Genomic DNA, 22035 nt, shown 5'->3' with positions numbered 1-22035 from the left:
CTGAATGGCCTACAGACACTTAAGAGCCGCTTTATAACAAGGGCTCTAAAAAGCTGTCAAGAAAGCCCCCCAGGCAAATACGTACTAATGCGTGCTAATTCTTTCCTTAGAATCTGCGTCGCGTTTCTCATCCTTCGCGACTATCTCCGGAGCCACATCCGGCAAGGGCTCCGGCGCGTATTGCAGCGCAATTTGCAGGACCTCGTCAATCCATTTAACCGGTTTAATCTGTAGATCCTGCTTGATATTGTCCGGAATCTCTTTGAGATCGCGCACATTCTCTTCAGGAATGATCACGGTCTTGATTCCGCCACGATGGGCAGCCAGCAGTTTTTCTTTCAAACCGCCAATCGCCAGTACCTGGCCACGCAAAGTGATTTCGCCGGTCATGGCGACATCCGCGCGTACCGGAATGCCGGTCAATGCCGACACCAGGGCCGTACACATGCCCACACCGGCGCTAGGACCGTCCTTGGGAGTCGCCCCCTCCGGCATATGGATGTGCGTGTCGCGCTTCTCGTGGAAGTCCAGGGGAATGCCCAGGCTTTTCGCCCGGCTGCGAACAACGGTCAACGCAGCGGTGATCGACTCGACCATCACATCACCCAGGGAACCGGTCTTGATCAACTGGCCCTTGCCCGGCACCACGGCGGCTTCAATGGTCAGCAGTTCGCCACCCACCTGAGTCCACGCCAGCCCGGTCACCTGGCCGATCTGATCCTGCTGCTCGGCCAGGCCGTAGCGGAATTTGCGCACGCCCAGGAAATGCTCCAGCGTGTCTGCGGTAACCTTCACCGAGAAGCGTTTTTCCAGCGCATGCTCCTTGACGGCCTTGCGGCAAACCTTGGCAATCTGACGCTCAAGCCCACGCACACCGGCTTCACGGGTGTAGTAGCGAATAATGTCGCGGATCGCTTCTGCGTCAAACTCCAGCTCGCCTTTCTTCAGGCCGTTGGCAGCAATCTGCTTTGGCGAAAGGTATTTGACGGCGATGTTGATCTTCTCGTCTTCGGTGTAGCCCGGCAGACGGATCACTTCCATCCGGTCCAGCAACGCCGGCGGGATGTTCATCGAGTTCGAGGTGCACAGGAACATCACATCGGACAGGTCGTAATCGACTTCCAGATAGTGATCGTTGAAGTTGTGGTTCTGCTCTGGATCGAGCACTTCCAGCAACGCCGATGCCGGATCGCCACGCATGTCGCTGCCCATCTTGTCGATTTCATCGAGCAGGAACAGCGGATTGCGGACACCCACTTTTGTCATCTTTTGAATCAATCTTCCTGGCATCGAACCGATGTAAGTACGGCGATGACCACGAATTTCCGCTTCGTCCCGCACGCCACCGAGGGCCATGCGTACGAATTTGCGGTTGGTGGCGTGAGCGATCGACTCCGCCAGGGACGTTTTACCCACCCCTGGAGGACCGACCAGGCACAGCACCGGACCACGAATTTTCTTCACGCGCTTTTGCACGGCGAGGTATTCGAGGATGCGCTCCTTGACCTCTTCCAGGCCATAGTGGTCGGCATCCAGAATGTCTTCGGCGCGCGCCAGGTCCAGGCGCACCTTGCTCTGGGCCTTCCACGGCACTTGCACCAGCCAGTCGATGTACGAACGCACCACGGTCGCTTCCGCGGACATTGGCGACATCTGCTTGAGCTTGTTCAGCTCGGCCGTCGCCTTGGCCAGCGCGTCTTTCGGCAGGCCGGCGGCATCGATACGCTTTTTCAGCTCTTCGACTTCGTTGTGACCTTCGTCGCTGTCGCCGAGCTCTTTCTGAATGGCCTTCATTTGCTCATTCAGGTAGTACTCGCGCTGACTGCGCTCCATTTGTTTTTTGACGCGGCCGCGAATGCGTTTCTCGACTTGCAGCAGATCGATCTCGGCATCCAGCAACGCCAGAACGTGCTCGACACGGGCCGACAAATCGATGATTTCGAGGATTTCCTGCTTCTGCTCGATCTTCAGGGCCATGTGCGCGGCCATGGTGTCCACCAGGCGGCCCGGCTCGTCGATGCTGTTGAGCGACGACAGGACTTCAGCCGGGACTTTTTTGCCCAACTGCACATATTGCTCGAACTGCGACAACAGGCTGCGCACGAACACTTCCGACTCGCGCTCTGGCGCGTCGACTTCGTCGATCAGGGAGATTTCGGCACGGCAGTGGCCGTCTACTTCGCTGAAGCGCTCAACGGCGCCCCGCTGCTCACCTTCGACCAGAACCTTGACCGTGCCGTCAGGCAGCTTCAGCAGCTGCAGAACGGTAGCAATTGTACCTACGCGATACAGGGCATCTTCACCGGGATCGTCGTCAGCCGGGTTTCTCTGGGCCAGCAGAAGAATCTGCTTGTCACCCGTCATCGCAGCCTCGAGGGCTTCGATGGATTTCTCGCGCCCCACGAACAGCGGGATAACCATGTGCGGATAAACCACGACATCACGCAATGGCAGGAGAGGCAATTCGATGGTTGTCTTCATGATTTCGCCTCTACGGCGGCCATAAGGCCGTAAACAGATGGAAGTAAGCTTGAAACCAAGATGGGGGCTGCCTTGAAAAAAAACAAGCACAAAGACAGTGTTAAAACCCGCAAAAAGCAAAGGGGCCCGAAGGCCCCTTCTTTATTCGAGCTGCGTGACGCTTAAGCGTCTGGCGCGGCCTTGGCGGTCGGCTCACTGTTTTCATAGATATACAGTGGCTTGGACTTGCCTTCTATCACGCTTTCATCGATCACTACTTTGCTCACCTCGGATTGCGAGGGGATTTCATACATAGTGTCGAGCAATACACCTTCGAGAATCGAACGCAGGCCACGGGCACCGGTTTTACGCTCCAGGGCACGCTTGGCGACCGATTTCAGAGCGTCGGAACGGAACTCCAGATCAACGCCTTCCATCTCGAACAGCTTGGCATACTGCTTGGTCAGGGCATTTTTCGGCTCGGTGAGGATCTGCATCAACGCAGCCTCGTCAAGCTCGTCCAGCGTGGCAAGTACCGGCAGACGACCGACGAATTCCGGGATCAGACCGAACTTGACCAGATCGTCAGGCTCGACTTCACGCAGGGATTCACCGACTTTCTTGCCCTCTTCCTTGCTGCGCACTTCGGCACTGAAACCGATGCCGCCCTTGGTGGAACGGTTTTGAATAACCTTTTCCAGACCGGAAAATGCACCGCCGCAGATGAACAGGATGTTACGGGTGTCGACCTGCAGGAATTCCTGCTGCGGATGCTTGCGACCACCTTGAGGCGGAACCGAAGCGACCGTGCCTTCGATCAACTTGAGCAGGGCCTGCTGCACGCCTTCACCGGAAACGTCCCGGGTGATCGACGGGTTGTCAGACTTGCGCGAAATCTTGTCGATTTCATCGATGTAGACAATGCCCATCTGGGCTTTTTCTACGTCGTAATCGCATTTCTGCAGCAGCTTCTGAATGATGTTCTCGACATCTTCACCCACGTAACCCGCCTCGGTGAGAGTGGTTGCGTCAGCGATGGTGAACGGAACGTTCAGCAAGCGGGCCAGTGTTTCGGCAAGCAGGGTTTTACCCGAGCCTGTCGGGCCGATCAGCAGGATGTTGCTCTTGCCGAGTTCGACGTCGTCATTCTTTTTGTCACGCTGATTCAGGCGTTTGTAGTGGTTGTACACCGCTACGGCCAGAACCTTTTTCGCTCGCTCCTGACCAATCACATACTGATCGAGGATGCCGCTGATTTCTTTAGGCGAAGGCAATTTATGCGCGCTGCTTTCGGCCTGTGCTTCCTGCACCTCCTCGCGGATGATGTCATTGCACAGGTCGACGCACTCGTCGCAGATAAAGACCGAGGGGCCGGCAATCAATTTGCGTACTTCATGCTGGCTTTTGCCACAGAAGGAGCAATAGAGCAGCTTGCCGTTGTCCTCGCCGTTGCGGGTGTCAGTCATTCGTTCGATCCAAATCCGATAGGCTTGCAACACAAGATGAAGGCTATTGCGGGCTTTTTCAAGCCCGCTGGTGTCGGACCCGCCGACCAAGCCTGTTTTGAGCTGCTTATTTTAAACAGGGCGCTGGCTGATCACTTCGTCGATCAAGCCGTACTCACGTGCAGCATCTGCACTCATGAAATTATCGCGGTTGGTATCGCGCTCGATTTCTTCAAGGGTGCGCCCGCTATGCTTGGCCATCAGCGTGTTGAGACGCTCGCGGATAAACAGGATTTCCTTGGCATGGATTTCGATATCCGACGCCTGGCCCTGGAAACCGCCCAGCGGCTGGTGAATCATCACACGCGAGTTCGGCAAGCAGTAACGCTTGCCAGGGGCACCGGCCGTCAGCAGAAACGCGCCCATGCTGCACGCCTGACCGATGCAGGTGGTCGACACGTTGGGTTTGATGAACTGCATGGTGTCGTAGATCGACATGCCCGCCGTCACCGAACCGCCCGGGGAGTTGATATAGAGATGGATGTCCTTGTCCGGGTTTTCCGCTTCAAGGAACAGCAGTTGCGCACAGATCAGGTTGGCCATGTAGTCCTCTACCGGGCCAACCAGAAAGATCACTCGCTCCTTGAGGAGGCGCGAGTAGATGTCGTAGGCGCGCTCGCCACGAGCGGACTGCTCGACAACCATCGGGACCAGGCCGCCTGCGGCCTGGATATCAGAGTTCTGCTGAATATACGAATTACGGAACATGCTCTGCAGTCACTCCCAAATAGTTATGTCTTGAATACGCATAAGCCAGCACGAAGGCTGGCTTATGGTGTTTGCTTCTTACCGCAAAAGTGATCAGTCGGCTTGTGGAGCTTCTACCGGCTTGACCGCTTCTTCGTAAGAGACCGATTTGTCGGTCACGCTAGCTTTCTGCAGAACAGTATCCACAACTTGCTCTTCCAGCACAACCGAACGAACTTCGTTCAGTTGCTGGTCGTTTTTGTAGTACCAGGACACAACTTGCTCAGGCTCCTGGTAGGCCGAAGCCATTTCCTGAATCATCTCGCGAACGCGGGCTTCATCTGGCTTGAGGTCGAATTGCTTGACCACTTCTGCCACGATCAGGCCCAGCACTACGCGACGCTTGGCTTGCTCTTCGAACAGCTCGGCCGGCAGTTGGTCTGGCTTGATGTTGCCGCCGAACTGCTGAACAGCCTGCACGCGCAGACGGTCAACTTCGTTGGACAGCAGAGCCTTTGGCACTTCAATCGGGTTGGTGGCCAGCAGACCGTCCATTACCTGATTCTTGACCTTGGATTTGATCGCCTGACGCAGTTCACGCTCCATGTTCTTGCGAACTTCGGTACGGAAACCTTCCAGACCGGTTTCCTTGATGCCGAATTGAGCGAAGAACTCTTCGGTCAGTTCTGGCAGTTTTGGCTCGGAAACGGAGTTTACAGTCACGGTGAACTCGGCGGTTTTGCCAGCCAGGTCCAGATTCTGATAGTCCTCTGGGAAGGTCAGGTTCAGAACGCGCTCTTCACCAGCTTTAGCACCAACCAGACCGTCTTCGAAGCCAGGGATCATGCGACCGGAACCCAGAACCAGCTGAGTACCCTTGGCGGAACCGCCAGCGAACACTTCACCGTCGACCTTGCCGACGAAATCGATGTTCAGCTGGTCTTCGTTCTGGGCAGCACGATCGGCCACTTCGAAACGGGTGTTCTGCTTGCGCAGGATTTCCAGCATCTTGTCCAGATCGGCATCAGCCACGTCAGCGCTCAGGCGCTCGACGGTGATACCTTCGAAACCGGCAACGGTGAACTCAGGGAACACTTCGAATACAGCTACGTATTCCAGGTCCTTGCCAGCTTCCAGGGACTTTGGCTCGATCGAAGGCTGACCAGCCGGGTTCAGCTTCTGCTCAACCACAGCTTCGTAGAAGGAAGACTGGATCACGTCGCCTACGGCTTCCTGACGAGCATCGGCACCGAAACGGCGCTTGATTTCGCTCATTGGCACCTTGCCTGGACGGAAGCCAGCAATCTTGGCCTTTTGGGCGGTCTGCTGCAGACGCTTGTTGACCTGGCTCTCGATGCGCTCAGCCGGCACGGTGACGCTCATGCGGCGCTCAAGAGCAGTAGTATTTTCAACAGAAACTTGCATGGATATTCCTCGTTGCACAGACGTTAGCCGGCCGTTTCCGACCCCAGAATCAAGGGCATGCATTCTAGTGGGTCAAACTCAAGAAGTCACCCTACTGAAAACGGGTAAAAAAGCAGCAGGCAATTTATAGGTGCGAATGCACGAATGCACCTCGCCCCGATGGCAAATACAGCCAATCACGCCAGGGCTCTGCGCCGACCTTTTCATATATTGAAGAGGTCGCCAGTCATCCCCCTGACAGCCGATCTCGCAAGCAAGGCCGGCGGGCAGGACAGCATCATCGAGAAACATAAATACGACGAAACGCCCTGCCCCTGCGACCCTGAACCTGCGGCCGCTGAAACAAAAAAGGCGCCAGACTTTTCAATCTGGCGCCTTTCGAAATATGGGGTGGACGATGGGGATCGAACCCACGACAACGGGAGTCACAATCCCGTGCTCTACCAACTGAGCTACGCCCACCATATTGCCTGTTAAAGAAGCCAAACAACTTCTTTATGAAGCTCCAGCCAGGCCAACAACCTGAGTGAAGCTTTATTTGGTGCGGATGAAGAGACTCGAACTCTTACGCCTCGCGGCGCTGGAACCTAAATCCAGTGTGTCTACCAATTCCACCACATCCGCGGATGAAGCCTTTTAAAGCAAAGGCGCCAGACTGTTAATCTGGCGCCTTTCGAAATATGGGGTGGACGATGGGGATCGAACCCACGACAACGGGAGTCACAATCCCGTGCTCTACCAACTGAGCTACGCCCACCATATTGCGCTACTTGTGCCAAAGCTGCCTAATGGCGCACCCGGCAGGACTCGAACCTGCGACCATCCGCTTAGAAGGCGGATGCTCTATCCAGCTGAGCTACGGGCGCCTTGTTAGCTGTAACCTTGGAGGACTACAAACTAAGTGCTTTCCAGTCTCGCAGAACCGTAATTCCGCTCAACCTTCCTAACCAGTGCTAGGCTGTGCCCGACAAGTGCGACGAATAGTATAGAGCCCCCCGAAGGTCGTCAAATCCTTTTTAAAAAAAATTCATTTAATTAAAGGAGTTAGGGGAATTTGCAGACCAAGCGCCTTTGCCCTCACCGCATGACATGCGAGAATGCGTTCTCTTTTTTTCCCCTCTCGATGGTTAATCACGCGCAATGACTGCACAACTAATCGACGGCAAATCGATCGCCGCCAGCCTGCGCCAGCAGATCGCCCAACGTGTCACCGAGCGTCGCCAGCAAGGCCTGCGCACGCCCGGCCTTGCGGTGATCCTGGTCGGCAGCGATCCTGCCTCTCAGGTTTATGTCTCGCACAAGCGTAAAGACTGTGAAGAGGTCGGCTTTCTATCCCAAGCTTATGACCTGCCTTCCGAAACCACTCAAGAAGCGCTGACCGAGCTGATCGATCGCCTGAACGACGATCCTGCAATCGACGGCGTTCTGCTTCAGCTTCCGCTTCCCGAACACCTGGACGCCTCCCGGCTGCTGGAGCGCATTCGTCCGGATAAAGACGTCGACGGGTTCCATCCTTATAACGTCGGTCGCCTGGCCCAACGTATCCCGTTGCTGCGCCCATGCACCCCCAAAGGCATCATGACCCTGCTGGAAAGCACCGGTGCCGATCTCTACGGGATGAATGCCGTGGTTGTCGGCGCGTCCAATATCGTTGGCCGCCCGATGGCGATGGAATTGCTGCTGGCCGGCTGCACCGTGACGGTCACCCACCGCTTTACCAAGGACCTGGCCGGTCATGTCGGCCGTGCGGACCTGGTCGTTGTCGCCGCCGGCAAGCCGGGCCTGGTCAAGGGCGAATGGATCAAGGAAGGCGCGATCGTGATCGATGTCGGCATCAACCGTCAGGACGACGGCAAACTGGTCGGTGACGTGATCTATGAAACCGCCCTGCCCCGCGCCGGCTGGATCACCCCGGTACCCGGTGGCGTTGGCCCGATGACCCGCGCCTGCCTGCTGGAAAACACCCTGTACGCCGCTGAAACCCTGCACGGCTAAGCTTCAACGCGCACGCTCACAGCGAGTCAAGGAACCCCGCCACTGGCGGGGTTTTTTTGGCCTGTGAAAAACCCTCGACCGCCCGCCGGAAAATGACTTTTTTTTCATGTTTCTCAGGACTTTCGCCTGTTACTTGAACAACCATCGACAGTTATTCAGCCATACTCCAGAATGTCGCGCTTTTACGAAATAGCCCGTTACAGAACGGCTTATCAACACTTTACGAGTCTGCCAGCGTGAAAATCCGTCTTTCCATCCTGAGCCTATTTTTTGCAGTTACAGGGACTTTCATCACGCCTGTTGCCAGCGCTGGCGACACCACGGCTGCACCTCGAGATACCGCACATCTCAAGATCGCCTCCGGCAGCGCCCTACTCATGGATCTACAGACCAATAAAGTCATCTACGCCAGCAATCCTGACGTGGTCGTTCCGATCGCGTCGGTCAGCAAGCTGATGACGGGCCTGGTGGTGGTTGAAGCCCGCCAGAACATGGACGAATACATCAATATCAACATCAGCGACACGCCAGAAATGAAAGGTGTGTTCTCCAGGGTCAAGCTCAACAGCGAAATGCCGCGCCGGGAAATGCTGCTGATTGCATTGATGTCTTCGGAAAACCGCGCCGCCGCCAGTCTGGCGCACCACTATCCGGGTGGCTACGCCGCGTTCATTGCCGCGATGAATGCCAAGGCCAGGGCGCTGGGCATGACCAACACGCACTTCGTCGAGCCGACCGGTCTCTCGCCGCGCAACGTATCCACCGCCCGCGACCTGAGCAAACTGCTGGTCGCCGCACACAAGTATCCGTTGCTGACCGAATTGAGTACCACCAAGGAAAAAACCGTATCGTTCCGTAAACCCAACTACAGCCTGGGCTTTCGCAACACCGACCATTTGATCGGCAAGCCGAACTGGAACATCGAGTTGACGAAAACCGGCTTCACCAACGAAGCAGGCCACTGCCTGGTACTGGTGACGCACATGGGCAACCGCCCGGTTACGCTGGTGATCCTCGACGCCTACGGCAAATACACCCACTTTGCCGATGCCACGCGCATCCGCAACTGGGTTGAAACCGGCAAGGGCGCGACCGTGCCGTCGGTTGCCTTGCAATACAAATCGGATAAAAACCTCAAGCACCGCCAAAGCGGTGTGGTTGAAGCCTCGAAGTAACAAAGCGGCAACCCACGAAAAGCCCCGATCATTCGGGGCTTTTTTTCGCCTGACACTTAATCGTTGGGCAACGGCATCTGGTCGTCATCCGGAATGCCATCACCGGTACTCGGATCCCGCCACCCCTTCGGCGTCGTTGGCCGCGCCAGAGGATCCCTCAACGGGCTGTCGGGATCCATCACCGGGTCGGTGCTATTTTCGGGAGTTGTGGGGACAGTTTCCGGACGTTTGTCGTCGAAACTGGAATCAGTGGACATACGCACCTCCATTGGACCTAAGGCTTCAGATTACCCAGTGGATCATAGGGCTTTGCCGGAGCCTTGGGATTGTCACCCGGTTTCACGTCCCTCGGTGCCTTGGCAGGCCCGATGGGGTCGACCTGTGGATCGGCAAGGTCCGGGGAATCGGGGTCGAAACCCAGCTCATTGCCAGACGAATGTTCGGACGAGTGCGGACCGTCGGGCGTTGTGGAATGAGCCATCGGTGCCTCCTGATCTCGGCCCGGATAATGTTGCGGGCCCATAAGAATTGGAGGCTGGCGACGAGCGAAGGTGCCCGCCGGGTGACAAACGGACTTAGTGCGCGGCCAAGGCTTTTTTCGCCTTGGCGGCGGCCTGCTCCTGACCGGCCTGAGCCAGATCGTTGGCAGCCTTGAGCCAGCGTTGCTGATCGACCTGAGCCGGGATCTGTGTCGGATTCTGGATAAGCACGGCCCAACCGCCGGCGCCCTTGAACGCCGACTCGAAGGAGCTGAAGCTCATCAGTTCGCGGCGATCCATCCCGGCCCGCAACAGCACCGTCTGCTTCTGGCGGTTGTAGCCGGCCAGAATGGCGTAACGCGGCTCGGCCCACATGGCCGAGCCTTCAGTAAAGCGCACCATCACCGGATAACCGGCGGCGACTTGCGTCAACAAGGCCGCAAGGTTGCTGTCGAGGGGATAAACGAGCATCCCGTACTCGCGCGCCAGGTTCTGCATATTCTGTTGCAACTGAGCTTCACCACCTGGCAAATGCAAGGGTTTTTCGAGCAAACCCGGGGTGATCACGATGCCCTGCTGGGACAGCATGCTGGCCAACACCTGCGGCCCGCTTTGATACGCATCGCCGCGGTAAAATCGGCCGCTGAGCTCGACTCGCTCCGGCAATCGCTTGATCTCGGGCGCAACGCTCCCGGCACAGCCCGCCAGACCCGCCACGCAACCGGCTATCAGCATGGCCGACAAAATTCGAGAAAATACCCGCACCATCATCTCTCTCTTGTTCAGGTTCAGACGCCAGGCAATCCGATTCCCGGCTTGGTCGTCGATCATAGGTCGCCGCGCCGCTTCGGTATAGCTTTAAACGGCAGTCGAGTGCATTCGATAGAGCGAACTGGTTGATGACTGCCGACTTTCGGTCAATAGCCTGAAATACAGCAGCGGCTAGACTGTTTTCTGAAGGGACGACAGCGAAGCGTGTGTGCCCGCAGCAGGGCAAAGAGGAGGCACAGATGAGCCTGGCCATGATCATTGCGATGTTGATTTGCAGCTGGCTGGCGGTAGCCGCCGCCATGCTGTGGGGCGTGCTGCGCATTACTCGCCGCCACCATCACCCGGTTCAACCCGCACCTGCGCCCAAAGCGCACGAGACGCAGCGCAAACACGCCAACGCTCACTGACAAACACGCTTACCCGACACCAATAAAAACGGCCGCCTGCACTCCCGGGAGTTCAGGCGGCCGTATCTTTCAGCGACGGTCAGGCCTCAGCGGCTAAACGCTTCGCTCTGGCCCGGCGGGACATCATGTTCAACACCTCGATCGAAGCCGAGAATGCCATGGCCGCATAGACGTAGCCTTTCGGTACGTGGGCGCCGAAGCCTTCGGCGATCAGCGTCATGCCGATCATGATCAGGAAGCCCAGGGCCAGCATCACCACCGTCGGGTTGTCGTTGATGAATTTGGCCAGCGGATCAGCCGCCAACAACATCACCAACACCGACACCACCACCGCGATGACCATGATCGGCAAATGCTCGGTCATGCCGACAGCGGTAATGATGCTGTCGATGGAAAACACCATGTCCAGCATCAGGATCTGACCGATCGCCGCAGCAAAGCCCAGGGTCACCGTCGAGGTCGCCGATTTCGGATCTTCCGGGGCCGGGTCCATGCTGTGATGGATCTCGGTGGTCGCCTTCCACAACAGGAACAGGCCACCGGCGATCAGGATCATGTCTTTCCAGGAGAACGCGTGGCCGAGAATCTCGATCACCGGCGCGGTCAACTGAACGATGAACGCGATGGTGCTCAGCAAGCCCAGACGCAGGATCAACGCCATGCCGATACCGATGCGTCGTGCCCTCTGACGATTGTGCAAGGGCAGCTTGTTGGTCAGGATCGAGATAAAGATCAGGTTATCGATGCCGAGCACGATTTCCATCACGATCAGGGTGGCCAGGGCGACCCAGGCGGTGGGGCTGGCGGCAAGTTGTAAAAGGTAGTCCATGGGTCAGTCCTGACTCGTTGTAATACGGTTTAGATTTCCTGGGAGGAAGATTCGGTTTTTTCCGATTCTTGTTCCGCTGATTCTTTTTTACTGATCAACCCGCTGGTGGCGTCACTGAGCGCCTGCTCGGCGGCCTTGTGGGTATCGTCAATTGCCTGTTTGGCGCTTTCGGCGGCCTTGCCCATCAACTGCTGCGCGCTTTTCTCGGCCTGGTCGCAACCGGCCAGTACCAGTAAAGACGTGATCAACAGTGCCGTGGTTTTCAGCTTCATGATGCTTTCCTCGATAGAACAAACGGGACCTGAACGATGGCCCGTTGATAGCGATGCATTCTAGGGAAGTGAATACTTCAGGAAAATTCGTATTTTCAGCGGTTATACTTCGATTTTTACGAACTGTAGATCATCATGCTCAACTATCGGCAATTGCATTACTTCTGGGTGGTGGCCAAGACCGGCAGCATCGTGCGCGCCTGCGAGCAACTGAACCTCACGCCACAAACCATCAGTGGGCAGATTTCACTGCTGGAACAGACCTTTGGCATTGAATTGTTCCGGCGCGTCGGGCGGCAGCTTGAACTGACCGAGGCCGGACGCCAGGCACTGCCCTACGCCGAGCAAATGTTTCAGCTGGGTGGCGAGCTGGAACTGATGCTGCGGGCACAACCCAATGAGCAGCAGATTCTGTTTCGCGTCGGCGTGGCCGACGTGGTGCCCAAATCCATCGTCTACCGCCTGATCGCACCGACCATGGAGCTGAGCGAACCGCTGCGCATCACCTGCCGTGAAGACAAGCTTGAACGTTTGTTGGCCGACCTGGCGATCCAGCGCCTGGACCTGGTGATTTCCGACAGCCCCATGCCGTCGCACCTGGACATCAAGGGCTACAGCCAGAAACTCGGTGAATGCGGGATCAGCTTCTTCGCCACCCCTGAGCTGGCGGCACGTTACGGCCGGGACTTCCCGCGCAACCTGCACGGTGCGCCACTGCTGATTCCCGGCCCGGAAACCGTGGTGCGCAGCCGTTTGCAGCGCTGGTTCGCCGAGCAGCAGGTCCAGCCGCAGATTATCGGCGAGTTCGACGACAGCGCCCTGATGCAGGCCTTCGGCCAATCCGGCAGCGGGATCTTCATCGGCCCGAGCGTGATTGCCGATGAAGTGCAACGCCAATATGGCGTGGAGGTGATCGGCCAGACCGACGCCGTGAGCGAGTCGTTCTATGCCATCTCAGTGGAACGCAAGGTCAGGCACCCCGGCATTGTTGCCATTACCGAAGGTGCCCGACGCGAACTGTTTACCGCGATTTAAAACGATCAGGCGCAGACTTCCCGGGGCTTGAACGTCATCAGCGCAATGGCCAACAGGATCGAGGCGAGGATAAAAGCCGCCGCGGCGAAACCCAGACCTTGCAGGCCGACGCTGTCGATCACCCGGCCGCCGATCATCGCGCCCAGGCCGATCCCGAGGTTGGCCCCGGCGATGTTCAGCGACGCGGCAAACGCCGGCGCCTCGGGCGCAGCTTTCATCAGGCGCACATGGCTGACCAGGAACAACGCTGCCTGGGTCACGCCCCAGATGCCCATCGCCGCCGCCAGACCGAGCGGCGAATGAATGTTCGGCACCAGCGCCACCAAGCCGGCAATCATGAACGCGCAGAACATCATCGACGCCATCAGCGGATGACGATCCACCGCCCTGCCGCCCAGGGAGTTGCCGATCAGCCCGACCGCGCCGAAGCCCATCAGGCACCAGCCGACCACCGTGCCATTGAAACCGGCCAGGCGTTCGAGGATGTCGGCCAGGTAGGTGTAGGCGGTGAACATACCGCTGAACACCACCACCGACAGCAGCACGTGACCGAGCATCAGCGGGCTGCGCAGGATCTTGAACTGCGACAGCAGGCTCACCTGATGCTGGTGCAGATGGGTCTTGGGCAGGTAGATAAACAGCAGCAACGCCTTGGCAAAAGCGATGACCGCCAGAATGGCAAAGGCACTGCGCCAGCCGAACGCATCGGAAATCAGCGTGCCCACCGGAATGCCGAACACCGTGGCGCAAACGATGCCGAAGCCGATCTTGGCGATGGCGCGACCGGCGTAATCCGGCCCGACGATGTCCACCGCCGTTTCACTGGCCAGCGCCCAGAACACCGGCAGCCCCAGCGCCGGGATCAACCGGGCAAACGCCATCACCCAGATGTTCGGCGCCAGCGCCGCCAGTGTGTTGGCCAGGCCAAACATGATCAGCACCGAAATGAACAGCTTGCGGCGCTCGAAGCGGGCGAAGTACGCCGTCAGGAACGGCCCGAACGCGGCCACGGTGAAGGCGAACAGCGTCACCAGCAAACCCGCTTGCGGGATGCTGACGTCCAGGTCGCGGGCGATGGCCGGTAGCAGGCCAACGATGATGAATTCCGTGGTCAGCACCGTGAAACCGGCGGCAGACAACAGAAGAATGGGCAACAGCATGCAGAACTCCAGAAAAAACGACGACACCAGCGATGACCCGAAGGCCCACTGGCAGACATGAAAATGAGGATGGCGAATCTTAACAGAGTGTTTCCAAACGCGGTTGCACGAACCTGCCTATCTCGTTGAATGCCATGGTGGCAGTTCGTCACAGGTCTGAAAGATCGTGCCTGCCCGTGATAAAGTCCGCGCCCTTGAAAACGTACACCCAGTATTCCCTTTTCGGTTTCCTGCCTGCGGCCTGCCCTGTTCGTTGCTGCACACCTGCGAAACCCTGCACCTAAAAAATCAGAGATGCCGTTTTATGACCGCTTCATCCCCTTCCCTATTGCAACGCCTGAAACGCTTGAGCCTGGTCACGCAGATCCTGATCGGCCTGATCGCCGGTATTGCCCTGGCCCTGTTTGCCCCCGACGTGGCCAGGTCCACGGCATTCATCGGCAAAGTGTTTGTCTCTGCGCTGAAAGCGGTCGCACCGATCCTGGTGTTTGTGCTGGTCATGGCGTCGATTGCCAACCATAAACACGGTCAGGAAACCCACATCCGACCGATTCTGTTCTTGTATCTGCTGGGTACTTTCGCCGCCGCCGTCGTCGCGGTGGTTGTCAGCATGATGTTCCCGTCGAGCCTGGCACTGTCGACCCAGGACGTTGCCGTGACTGCACCGGGCGGGATTGGCGAAGTGCTGCAAAGCCTGTTGCTCAGCGTGGTGGATAATCCGGTCAGCGCACTGATGAACGCCAATTTCATCGGCATTCTGGCGTGGGCCATCGGCATGGGCATTGCCATCCGCCATGCCGGCGACACCACCCGTGAAGTGCTCGGTGACTTGTCCAACGGCGTGACGGTGATCGTGCGTCTGGTGATCAGCTTCGCCCCGCTGGGCATCTTTGGCCTGGTGGCCTCGACGCTCGCCATCTCCGGCTTCGGCGCCCTGATCGGCTACGCGCACCTGCTGGCCGTGCTGCTGGGCTGCATGTTGTTCGTGGCGCTGGTGATGAACCCGATCATTGTCTTCTGGAAACTGCGCCGCAACCCGTACCCGCTGGTCCTGACCTGCCTGCGCGAGAGCGGCATCACCGCGTTCTTCACCCGCAGCTCGGCGGCGAACATTCCGGTCAACCTGGAGTTGAGCAAGCGACTGGGCCTGCATGAAGACACCTATTCGGTGTCGATCCCGCTGGGCGCGACCATCAACATGGCCGGTGCGGCGATCACCATTACCGTGCTGACCCTGGCAGCCGTGCATACCCTGGGCATCGCCGTGGACATCCCGACCGCGATCCTGCTGAGTGTCGTTGCAGCGATCTGCGCCTGCGGTGCTTCGGGTGTGGCCGGTGGGTCGCTATTGCTGATTCCGCTGGCGTGTAGCCTGTTCGGCATTCCGAGCGAAATCGCCATGCAGGTGGTGGCGGTCGGTTTCATCATCGGCGTGTTGCAGGATTCGGCCGAAACTGCACTGAACTCGTCTACCGATGTGCTGTTCACCGCGGCGGCCTGCCTGGGCGAAGAGCAAAAAGCCGAGCGCCTGGCCTGACACATCTCCCTGTGGGAGCGGGCTTGCTCGCGAAAGCGGTTTATCAGTCGATGTTGATGTTGAAACTGACAGCCTCTTCGCGAGCAAGCCCGCTCCCACAGGTCCAGCGGAGTACCTGAAAAATGATCAGTAACGAAAAGCCCGCCAAGGCGCGAACCTTGGCGGGCTTTTTTGTACCTGGACGGTTTAGAACGCGCCCATGTAGTCGCGCTTGCCCACTTCCACGCCGTTGTGGCGCAGCAGTGCGTAAGTGGTGGTGACATGGAAGAAGAACTGCGGCAGGCCGTAGGTCAGCAGGTAGGCCTGACCGGTGAAGCGTTTCTCTTTAGGCGTGCCCGGACGGGTGACGATCTCGATGCCTTCCTTGCCGTTGATCTGCTCCGGCTCGATCGAGCCGATGAAGGCCAGTGCCTTGGCAATCAACGCTTGCAGTTCGGCGAAGGTGGTTTCGCTGTCGTCGTACTTCGGCAACTCGACCTCAGCCAGACGACCGCTAACGCCCTTGCTGAAATCAACGGCGATCTGCACCTGACGCACCAGCGGGAACATGTCCGGGAACAGGCGCGCCTGCAGGAGTGCGTTAGGGTCGATGTTTTTTTCGGTGGCATGAGCCTCGGCCTTTTTCAGTACATCGCTCAGGGCGTTGAGCATTTGCTGGAAAACAGGCACGGAAGCGTCGTACAGGGAAATGGTCATGGCAGGTCTCATCTGGAGGGAACATGGGTCATCTGTAGGAGCGAGCTTGCTCGCGATGGACGTTAACGATAACGCGCCCAGTCTGAATAAACGCGTTGCGCTGGAGTCCATCGCGAGCAAGCTCGCTCCTACAGGTGATCGCTATCAGGGGCCGATTATAGCCATGCACGGGCCTTTCGAGACCGGTCTTTTTCAGCTGCCGTAAACTTTGGCCGCCGGAACGGCCTGAGCCACCAGCTGTGCGACGGCTTCGCCCATCTCGCCGACCGCCCAGCGGCCCTGGCGATCCAGTTGCGGACCACGGCGCCAGCCATCGGCGATCGACAACTTGCCGCCCTCGACTTCGAACATCTGCCCGGTCACCTCGGCGGAAGCCTCGGAGCCGAGCCACACCACCAGCGGCGCAACATTTTCCGGGGCGAAGTAATCGAAGCCCTCTTCAGGCTTTTTCATGGTGTCGGCGAACACTTGCTCGGTCATGCCGGTGCGCGCGGCCGGCGCCAGGGCATTGGCGGTGATCCCGTAGCGGCGCAGTTCAGCCGCCTGCACCAGCGTCAGCGAAGCAATACCACCCTTGGCCGCCGCGTAGTTGGACTGGCCGATGGAGCCCTGCAAACCCGCGCCGGAACTGGTGTTGATGATCCGCGCATCGACCCTGGCGCCGCCCTTGGCCTGCTCTCGCCAGTACTTCACGGCGTGGCTGGAAATGCAGAAGTGGCCCTTCAGGTGCACCGCCACTACGGCATCCCAGTCGGCTTCGCTGAGGCTGGCGAACATGCGGTCGCGGCAGATGCCGGCGTTGTTGACCACCACGTTCAGGTCGCCGAAGGTTTCGATGGCCTGACGCACGATCAGCCCCGCCGAGTCATAGCGGGTGATGTCGTCGCTGTTGGCCACGGCACTGCCGCCCTGCCCGAGGATTTCGCCGACCACGGCGAGCGCCGCGTCGCGGTTGATGTCGTTGACCACCACTTTCGCGCCTTCAGCGGCGAAGGCCAGTGCGTAGGCCCGGCCCAGACCACCGCCGGCACCGGTGATGATGACGACACGGTTTTCACAGATTTTCATGTTCTACATCCTTCAAATTCATCACTGGTCGACACAATCTTCTGTAGGAGCGAGCCTGCTCGCGATGGACTCAAGAACGACGCGGTTATCCAGATACCCCGCGTATTCGTTAACGACCATCGCGAGCCGGCTCGCTCCTACAGGATCGGTGTGCATCCTGGTTTACAAACGTTCGATGATCGTCACGTTGGCCTGGCCGCCGCCTTCGCACATGGTCTGCAGGCCGAAGCGACCACCACTGCGCTCCAGCTCATGCAGCAGGCTGCACATCAAGCGGGTACCGGTGGCGCCCAGCGGATGGCCGAGGGCAATCGCGCCGCCGTTGACGTTGGTCTGTTCGTGGGGATAGCCAGTCTCTTTCAACCAGGCCATGGCCACCGAAGCGAAGGCCTCGTTGATCTCGACTCGATCGATGTCTTCGAGCTTCATGCCGGCACGCTTGAGTGCGTAGGCCGTGGCCGGGATCGGCGCGGTGAGCATCCAGACCGGGTCTTCGGCGCGCACGCTCAAGTGATGGATACGCGCCCGTGGCGTCAGGCCGTAGCGTTTGAGCGCCGCCTCCGAGACGATCAGCATCGCGCTGGCCGCGTCGCAGGTCTGGCTGGATACCGCGGCGGTCACCCGGTCACATCCGAACAGAAATTCCAGCTCGGCCATTTTTTCCAGGCTGGTCTGGCGCGGGGTCTCGTCATGCAGCACACCGGCCAGCGGCACGATCTCGCGGTTGAAGCGGCCTTGCTCTATGGCCTGCAAGGCACGTCGATGGGACTCAAGCGAATAGGCTTCAAGCTGCGCCCGGGACAGTTCCCATTTTTCCGCGATCATCTGCGCCGACCGGAACTGGGTCGGTGGTTGCGCACCGTAGCGCCGCACCCAGCCCTCGGAACCGCTGAACGGATCGCTGAAACCCAAGGGTTCGGCGGCGATCATGGCCGAGGAAATCGGGATCTGGGTCATGGTCTGCACGCCACCGGCCACCACCACATCCTGAGTGCCGCTCATCACCGCCTGGGCGGCGAAGTGCACCGCTTGCTGGGACGAACCGCACTGGCGATCAATGGTGGTACCCGGCACCGATTGCGACAGGCCGGCGGCCAGCCAACTGGTGCGGGCGATGTCACCGGCCAGCGGGCCGATGGTGTCGACACAGCCGAAGATCACGTCGTCGTAATCCTCGTCGGGAATGTCATTGCGCTCGACCAGCGCGCGCAATACGTGGGCGCCCAGGTCGGCAGCGTGAATCTGGCTCAGACCACCCTTGCGCCGCCCGGTGGGCGTACGCAGGGCGTCGACAATATAGGCTTCAGGCATGGTTTACCTCGGAATCAGTTGAAGTCAGGCACATTCGCCAATGCCCGTCAGTAGGAGCGCCGCATTACCTGTGGGAGCGGGCTTGCTCGCGAAGACGCCGGCACATTCAAAAATGATGTTGCCTGCCATGCCGCCTTCGCGAGCAAGCCCGCTCCCACAGGTTTCACGGCACCATTACTGACCGGTATCAACTACAGTTGCCGTCAGAAAGTACTGCCGGCACCCAGCACGGGAGCGCCATCGAACAGGGACGAGCGAATCCGCCCCTTGTGCAGGCCGCGATCGCCCCAGACCTTGTCCAGCGCCCAGGCGCGTTTCATGAACAGGTGCAAGTCGACTTCCCAGGTGTACCCCATGGCGCCATGGGCCTGGATGGTGTTCTTCGCGGCGAGCAAGGCCGCTTCCGCCGTGGCCAGCTTGGCGTGGGACACCAGCACGTCCTGCCCCGCTTGCTGCTCGGCCAGCGCATAAGCGGCGCGGTACAGCGGGCCTTTGGCGAACTCGATCTGCACCGCGACGTTGGCCATCAGATGCTTGACTGCCTGGAACGAGCCGACCGGTTTGCCGAACTGTTTGCGCTCGAAGGTGTAGTCCACCGCCAGGTCGACCATGCGCTTGGCCAACCCCAGCAATTGCGCGGCACTGGCAAGGGCGCCACGGTTGAAGGCGGCCGCCCACAAACGCCGGCCTTGCTCACCACTTGCGACGCAGGTGGCGGGCGTTGGCGTCCACTCGACCTGGAACAACTGACGGCTCGGGTCGACCGACTCGTTGCGGGTCAGGCGCACGGCATCGCGCTCCAGCGCATGTACTTCGTCACCATTGGCCAACAACAGCAGATCGGCAACATGGGCATCACTGACCAGCGGGTTACCGGGCTCGCCGACCGCCAGCCGCGCATTGCCCTCAGCGACCCGCGACAACCAGTATTGCTTGAGCGTTGCCTGTTGCCCGTCGAGGGCAGCGAGCAACGGCACGCCGACCAGCATGGTGTCCACCAGCGGCTCGGGCAGGCCGGCGTAACCGCATTCCTGGGCAATCAGCACGAAATCCAGCTCATTCATGCCCATGCCGTCCTGCGCCTCGGGCACGGTCAGCGCGGTCAGGCCCAGCTCGACCAATTGGGCCCACAGGCGCTCGCTGCGCCCGCTGTCGCTGAGCCACAGTTCGCGAATGCGTTCCGGGGTGACTTCGTTGATCAGGAAGCTGCGGATGTTGTCCTGAAACAGCAGTTGGTCGCGGCTGAAACTAAAGTCCATGGTCTATTCCTCAGGCACGCGGCATGCCGAGCATGCGTTCGGCGATGATGTTGCGCTGGATCTCGTTGGTGCCGGCGTAGATCGGCCCGGCCTGGGCAAACAGGAAACCTTCCAGCCAATGCCCGACGTCACCGGCGGCCGGGGCTTGGGGCAGCAGCTCGCCGCGCAATCCGAGAATGCTCATGGCGGTGTCGTGCATGCGCTGGTCAAGTTCGGACCAGAAGATCTTGTTGGTCGACGATTCCGGCCCGATCTTGCCGCCCTGCACCAGTTGCGAAGCGGTCATGTAGGTGCCCAGGGTGTAGGCCTCGGCATCGAGCCAGGCACGCATCACCGCCTCGCCGATGGCCGGGTCGCGGTCGGCCTGCTCACGGTTGGCCAGGTACAACTGCACCAGACGCCTGGCGGTCTCCTGGAAGCGCGCCGGTGAGCGCAGCAGCAAACCGCGCTCGAAGCCGGCGGTGGACATCGCCACGTGCCAGCCCATGCCTTCGCCACCGAGGGCGTTTTCCAGCGGCACCTTGACGTCGTCGAAGAAGATCTCGGCGAAGCCCGGCAGGCCGTTGAGCTGCGGAATCGGGCGCACGGTGATGCCTGGCGTATTCAGCGGCAGCAGGATGAACGTCAGCCCGTTATGGCGCTGGGACTGCGGGTCGGTACGGAAAATGCCGAACGCCCAATCGGCCCATACCGCGCGGGTCGACCAGGTTTTCTGGCCGTTGATCACATAGTGGTCGCCAACCCGTTCAGCCTTGGAGCGGATCGCCGCCATGTCGGAACCGGCACCCGGTTCGGACCAGGCCTGGGCCCAGATGTCTTCACCGGTGGCCATGCGCGGCAGAAAGCGTGCCTTTTGTTCTTCGCTGCCGTACTCCATCAGGGTCGGGCCGAGCAGGAAGATGCCGTTCTGGTTGACCCGTGCCGGCGCCCCGGAACGGTAGTATTCCTCTTCGAAAATCAGCCACTCGATCAGGTCGCAGCCGCGCCCGCCGAGTTCGGTCGGCCAGGTGACCATGCCCCATCGGCCTTCGTTGAGTTTTGCTTCCCAGGCACGGTGTTCGGCAAAGCCCTGTTCGGTGTCGAACGATTGCAGCGGTTCACTCGGTACATTGGCCGCCAGCCAGGTCCGCGCCTCGGCGCGAAAGGCCTGCTGGGCCGGGGTATAGGTCAGGTCCATGAATATGCCTTCAGCCGTTGAATCGGGCATCGCGTTTCTCGACGAACGAGTCGCGTGCTTCCTGAGAGTCCAGTGAGCGGTAGGCTTCGAGGGTGAAGCCCTGCTCCCAGCGGTATTTGTCTTCCAGATTGCCGTCTTCGATGCCGGTCAGCGCTTCCTTGGCCAGGCTGATCATGCCGGGGCTCTTGGCGGCGATGGTGCGGGCGATCTGCAACGCGGCTTCACGCAGGTCTTCGCGCTTGACCACCCGTTCCACCGCGCCCAGGCGGTAAGCCTCGGCGGCGTCGATGGCCTCGCCGGTGAAATACATGTGGCGGACCTTCTGCACCGGGAACAGCCGCTGCAAATGCGCGCCGCCGCCCATGGCCCCGCGATCCACTTCCGGCACGCCGAAGGTGGCGCACTCGGCAGCGACAATGATGTCGGCGGCACCGCAAATGCCGATGCCGCCACCCAGCACGAAGCCGTGCACGGCGACGATCACCGGTTTCGGGTTACGGTGGATGGCCTTGAAGCTGTCGTAGTTGCCCTTGTTCACCGCGACGATCAGGTTGCCGTCGGCGGCCAGTTCCTTGATGTCGACCCCGGCGCAGAAGCCGCGACCTTCGGCACGGATCACGATCACCCGCACGTCGCTGTGGCGGCCCAGGCCCTCGATTTCGCTGGCGATATCGGCCCAGCCCTGGCAGTTGAAGGCGTTGACCGGTGGCCGGTTGAAGACCAGTTCGGCAATGCCGTTATCGATGCTGACGCTAAATGGTTTCATGGTTTCCTTCCTTCACAATAC

The 22035-nt window shown here is 59.4% G+C and carries 21 protein-coding genes and 4 tRNA genes; 5 read left to right on the top strand and 20 right to left on the bottom strand.

Features of this window, described 5'->3' with window-relative positions; translation table 11 throughout:
- Positions 1-84: 84 nt before the first annotated feature.
- From lon to ACEN8Q_RS01965, 8 genes are all read right to left on the bottom strand, one after another.
- Entirely contained in the window at positions 85-2481 is a 2397-nt protein-coding gene (lon, locus tag ACEN8Q_RS02000; RefSeq protein WP_413427021.1) for an endopeptidase La, read from the bottom strand.
- Positions 2482-2642: 161 nt separating this feature from the next.
- Positions 2643-3926 carry an ATP-dependent Clp protease ATP-binding subunit ClpX gene (gene clpX / locus ACEN8Q_RS01995; RefSeq protein ID WP_008019824.1) on the bottom strand — a complete coding sequence of 428 codons (1284 nt, stop codon included), beginning with the start codon at positions 3924-3926 and terminating at the stop codon, positions 2643-2645.
- 111 nt (positions 3927-4037) lie between these two features.
- A complete protein-coding gene (gene clpP / locus ACEN8Q_RS01990) occupies positions 4038-4673 on the bottom strand; it encodes an ATP-dependent Clp endopeptidase proteolytic subunit ClpP (protein ID WP_008019823.1) in 636 nt (211 codons plus the stop codon).
- A 93-nt stretch (positions 4674-4766) separates the two neighbouring features.
- Positions 4767-6077 (bottom strand): trigger factor, encoded by a 1311-nt coding sequence (tig, locus tag ACEN8Q_RS01985; protein ID WP_413704412.1) that lies wholly within the window; start codon positions 6075-6077, stop codon positions 4767-4769.
- Positions 6078-6463: 386 nt separating this feature from the next.
- A tRNA-His gene (locus ACEN8Q_RS01980) sits at positions 6464-6539 on the bottom strand.
- 77 nt (positions 6540-6616) lie between these two features.
- Positions 6617-6701, bottom strand: a tRNA-Leu gene (locus ACEN8Q_RS01975).
- Between the two features lie 57 nt (positions 6702-6758).
- Positions 6759-6834: transfer RNA gene (locus ACEN8Q_RS01970), tRNA-His, on the bottom strand.
- 32 nt (positions 6835-6866) lie between these two features.
- A tRNA-Arg gene (locus ACEN8Q_RS01965) sits at positions 6867-6943 on the bottom strand.
- 274 nt (positions 6944-7217) lie between these two features.
- Between ACEN8Q_RS01965 and folD the strand changes: the two genes are divergently transcribed.
- Both folD and pbpG read left to right on the top strand, forming a co-directional pair.
- The gene (folD, locus tag ACEN8Q_RS01960) at positions 7218-8072 is read left to right on the top strand and encodes a bifunctional methylenetetrahydrofolate dehydrogenase/methenyltetrahydrofolate cyclohydrolase FolD (protein WP_322615469.1); all 855 of its coding nucleotides are present in this window, start codon (positions 7218-7220) and stop codon (positions 8070-8072) included.
- Between the two features lie 236 nt (positions 8073-8308).
- Entirely contained in the window at positions 8309-9247 is a 939-nt protein-coding gene (gene pbpG / locus ACEN8Q_RS01955) for a D-alanyl-D-alanine endopeptidase (protein WP_413427824.1), read from the top strand.
- Positions 9248-9303: 56 nt separating this feature from the next.
- Here the strand turns inward: pbpG and ACEN8Q_RS01950 are convergent, their stop codons facing one another.
- From ACEN8Q_RS01950 to ACEN8Q_RS01940, 3 genes are all read right to left on the bottom strand, one after another.
- Complete coding sequence (locus tag ACEN8Q_RS01950) at positions 9304-9504, bottom strand: hypothetical protein (protein ID WP_413427825.1); 201 nt, start codon at positions 9502-9504, stop codon at positions 9304-9306.
- 17 nt (positions 9505-9521) lie between these two features.
- A complete protein-coding gene (locus tag ACEN8Q_RS01945) occupies positions 9522-9728 on the bottom strand; it encodes a DUF6021 family protein (RefSeq protein WP_413704411.1) in 207 nt (68 codons plus the stop codon).
- Between the two features lie 94 nt (positions 9729-9822).
- Positions 9823-10557, bottom strand: coding sequence for a peptidase C39 family protein (locus ACEN8Q_RS01940; protein ID WP_413427827.1), 735 nt, complete (start codon positions 10555-10557; stop codon positions 9823-9825).
- Positions 10558-10736: 179 nt separating this feature from the next.
- Between ACEN8Q_RS01940 and ACEN8Q_RS01935 the strand changes: the two genes are divergently transcribed.
- On the top strand, positions 10737-10904 hold the full coding sequence (locus ACEN8Q_RS01935) for a hypothetical protein (protein ID WP_413427828.1): 168 nt from the start codon (positions 10737-10739) through the stop codon (positions 10902-10904).
- A 79-nt stretch (positions 10905-10983) separates the two neighbouring features.
- On the opposite strand, the gene ACEN8Q_RS01930 is transcribed toward ACEN8Q_RS01935, so the two are convergent.
- Together ACEN8Q_RS01930 and ACEN8Q_RS01925 are read right to left on the bottom strand one after the other, a co-directional pair.
- Positions 10984-11733, bottom strand: a complete 750-nt coding sequence (locus ACEN8Q_RS01930) for a TerC family protein (RefSeq protein ID WP_413427829.1) — start codon at positions 11731-11733, stop codon at positions 10984-10986.
- 29 nt (positions 11734-11762) lie between these two features.
- On the bottom strand, positions 11763-12005 hold the full coding sequence (locus tag ACEN8Q_RS01925) for a hypothetical protein (RefSeq protein ID WP_413427830.1): 243 nt from the start codon (positions 12003-12005) through the stop codon (positions 11763-11765).
- A gap of 135 nt (positions 12006-12140) precedes the next feature.
- Here ACEN8Q_RS01925 and nhaR point away from each other — a divergent pair, with 135 nt between their 5' ends.
- The gene (gene nhaR / locus ACEN8Q_RS01920) at positions 12141-13040 is read left to right on the top strand and encodes a transcriptional activator NhaR (RefSeq protein WP_413427831.1); all 900 of its coding nucleotides are present in this window, start codon (positions 12141-12143) and stop codon (positions 13038-13040) included.
- 5 nt (positions 13041-13045) lie between these two features.
- Here the strand turns inward: nhaR and ACEN8Q_RS01915 are convergent, their stop codons facing one another.
- Positions 13046-14200: an MFS transporter gene (locus ACEN8Q_RS01915; protein ID WP_413427832.1), complete on the bottom strand. Its 1155-nt coding sequence runs from the start codon at positions 14198-14200 to the stop codon at positions 13046-13048.
- 304 nt (positions 14201-14504) lie between these two features.
- Here ACEN8Q_RS01915 and sstT point away from each other — a divergent pair, with 304 nt between their 5' ends.
- Positions 14505-15737, top strand: coding sequence for a serine/threonine transporter SstT (gene sstT / locus ACEN8Q_RS01910; RefSeq protein ID WP_413427833.1), 1233 nt, complete (start codon positions 14505-14507; stop codon positions 15735-15737).
- Positions 15738-15923: 186 nt separating this feature from the next.
- On the opposite strand, the gene ACEN8Q_RS01905 is transcribed toward sstT, so the two are convergent.
- The 6 genes from ACEN8Q_RS01905 to ACEN8Q_RS01880 all read right to left on the bottom strand — a co-directional run bounded on the left by ACEN8Q_RS01905 (position 15924) and on the right by ACEN8Q_RS01880 (position 22014).
- Positions 15924-16433 carry a DUF1993 domain-containing protein gene (locus ACEN8Q_RS01905; protein ID WP_413427834.1) on the bottom strand — a complete coding sequence of 170 codons (510 nt, stop codon included), beginning with the start codon at positions 16431-16433 and terminating at the stop codon, positions 15924-15926.
- 192 nt (positions 16434-16625) lie between these two features.
- Positions 16626-17501 (bottom strand): SDR family oxidoreductase, encoded by an 876-nt coding sequence (locus ACEN8Q_RS01900; RefSeq protein WP_413427835.1) that lies wholly within the window; start codon positions 17499-17501, stop codon positions 16626-16628.
- Positions 17502-17663: 162 nt separating this feature from the next.
- Positions 17664-18812: an acetyl-CoA C-acetyltransferase gene (locus ACEN8Q_RS01895; protein WP_413704410.1), complete on the bottom strand. Its 1149-nt coding sequence runs from the start codon at positions 18810-18812 to the stop codon at positions 17664-17666.
- 203 nt (positions 18813-19015) lie between these two features.
- Positions 19016-20071 carry an acyl-CoA dehydrogenase family protein gene (locus ACEN8Q_RS01890; protein WP_413704409.1) on the bottom strand — a complete coding sequence of 352 codons (1056 nt, stop codon included), beginning with the start codon at positions 20069-20071 and terminating at the stop codon, positions 19016-19018.
- Positions 20072-20081: 10 nt separating this feature from the next.
- Positions 20082-21248: an acyl-CoA dehydrogenase family protein gene (locus tag ACEN8Q_RS01885; RefSeq protein ID WP_413427847.1), complete on the bottom strand. Its 1167-nt coding sequence runs from the start codon at positions 21246-21248 to the stop codon at positions 20082-20084.
- 10 nt (positions 21249-21258) lie between these two features.
- Complete coding sequence (locus tag ACEN8Q_RS01880) at positions 21259-22014, bottom strand: enoyl-CoA hydratase family protein (protein WP_413427838.1); 756 nt, start codon at positions 22012-22014, stop codon at positions 21259-21261.
- Positions 22015-22035: the final 21 nt, after the last annotated feature.

Origin of the sequence: Pseudomonas sp. Pseusp16 (genome assembly GCF_047324915.1) — a bacterium.
In the GTDB taxonomy this organism is placed as follows: Bacteria; Pseudomonadota; Gammaproteobacteria; order Pseudomonadales; family Pseudomonadaceae; genus Aquipseudomonas; species Aquipseudomonas fluorescens_CD.
The sequence above is the reverse complement of the archived record's forward strand: the minus strand, read 5'-3'. Positions and strand labels throughout refer to the sequence as shown.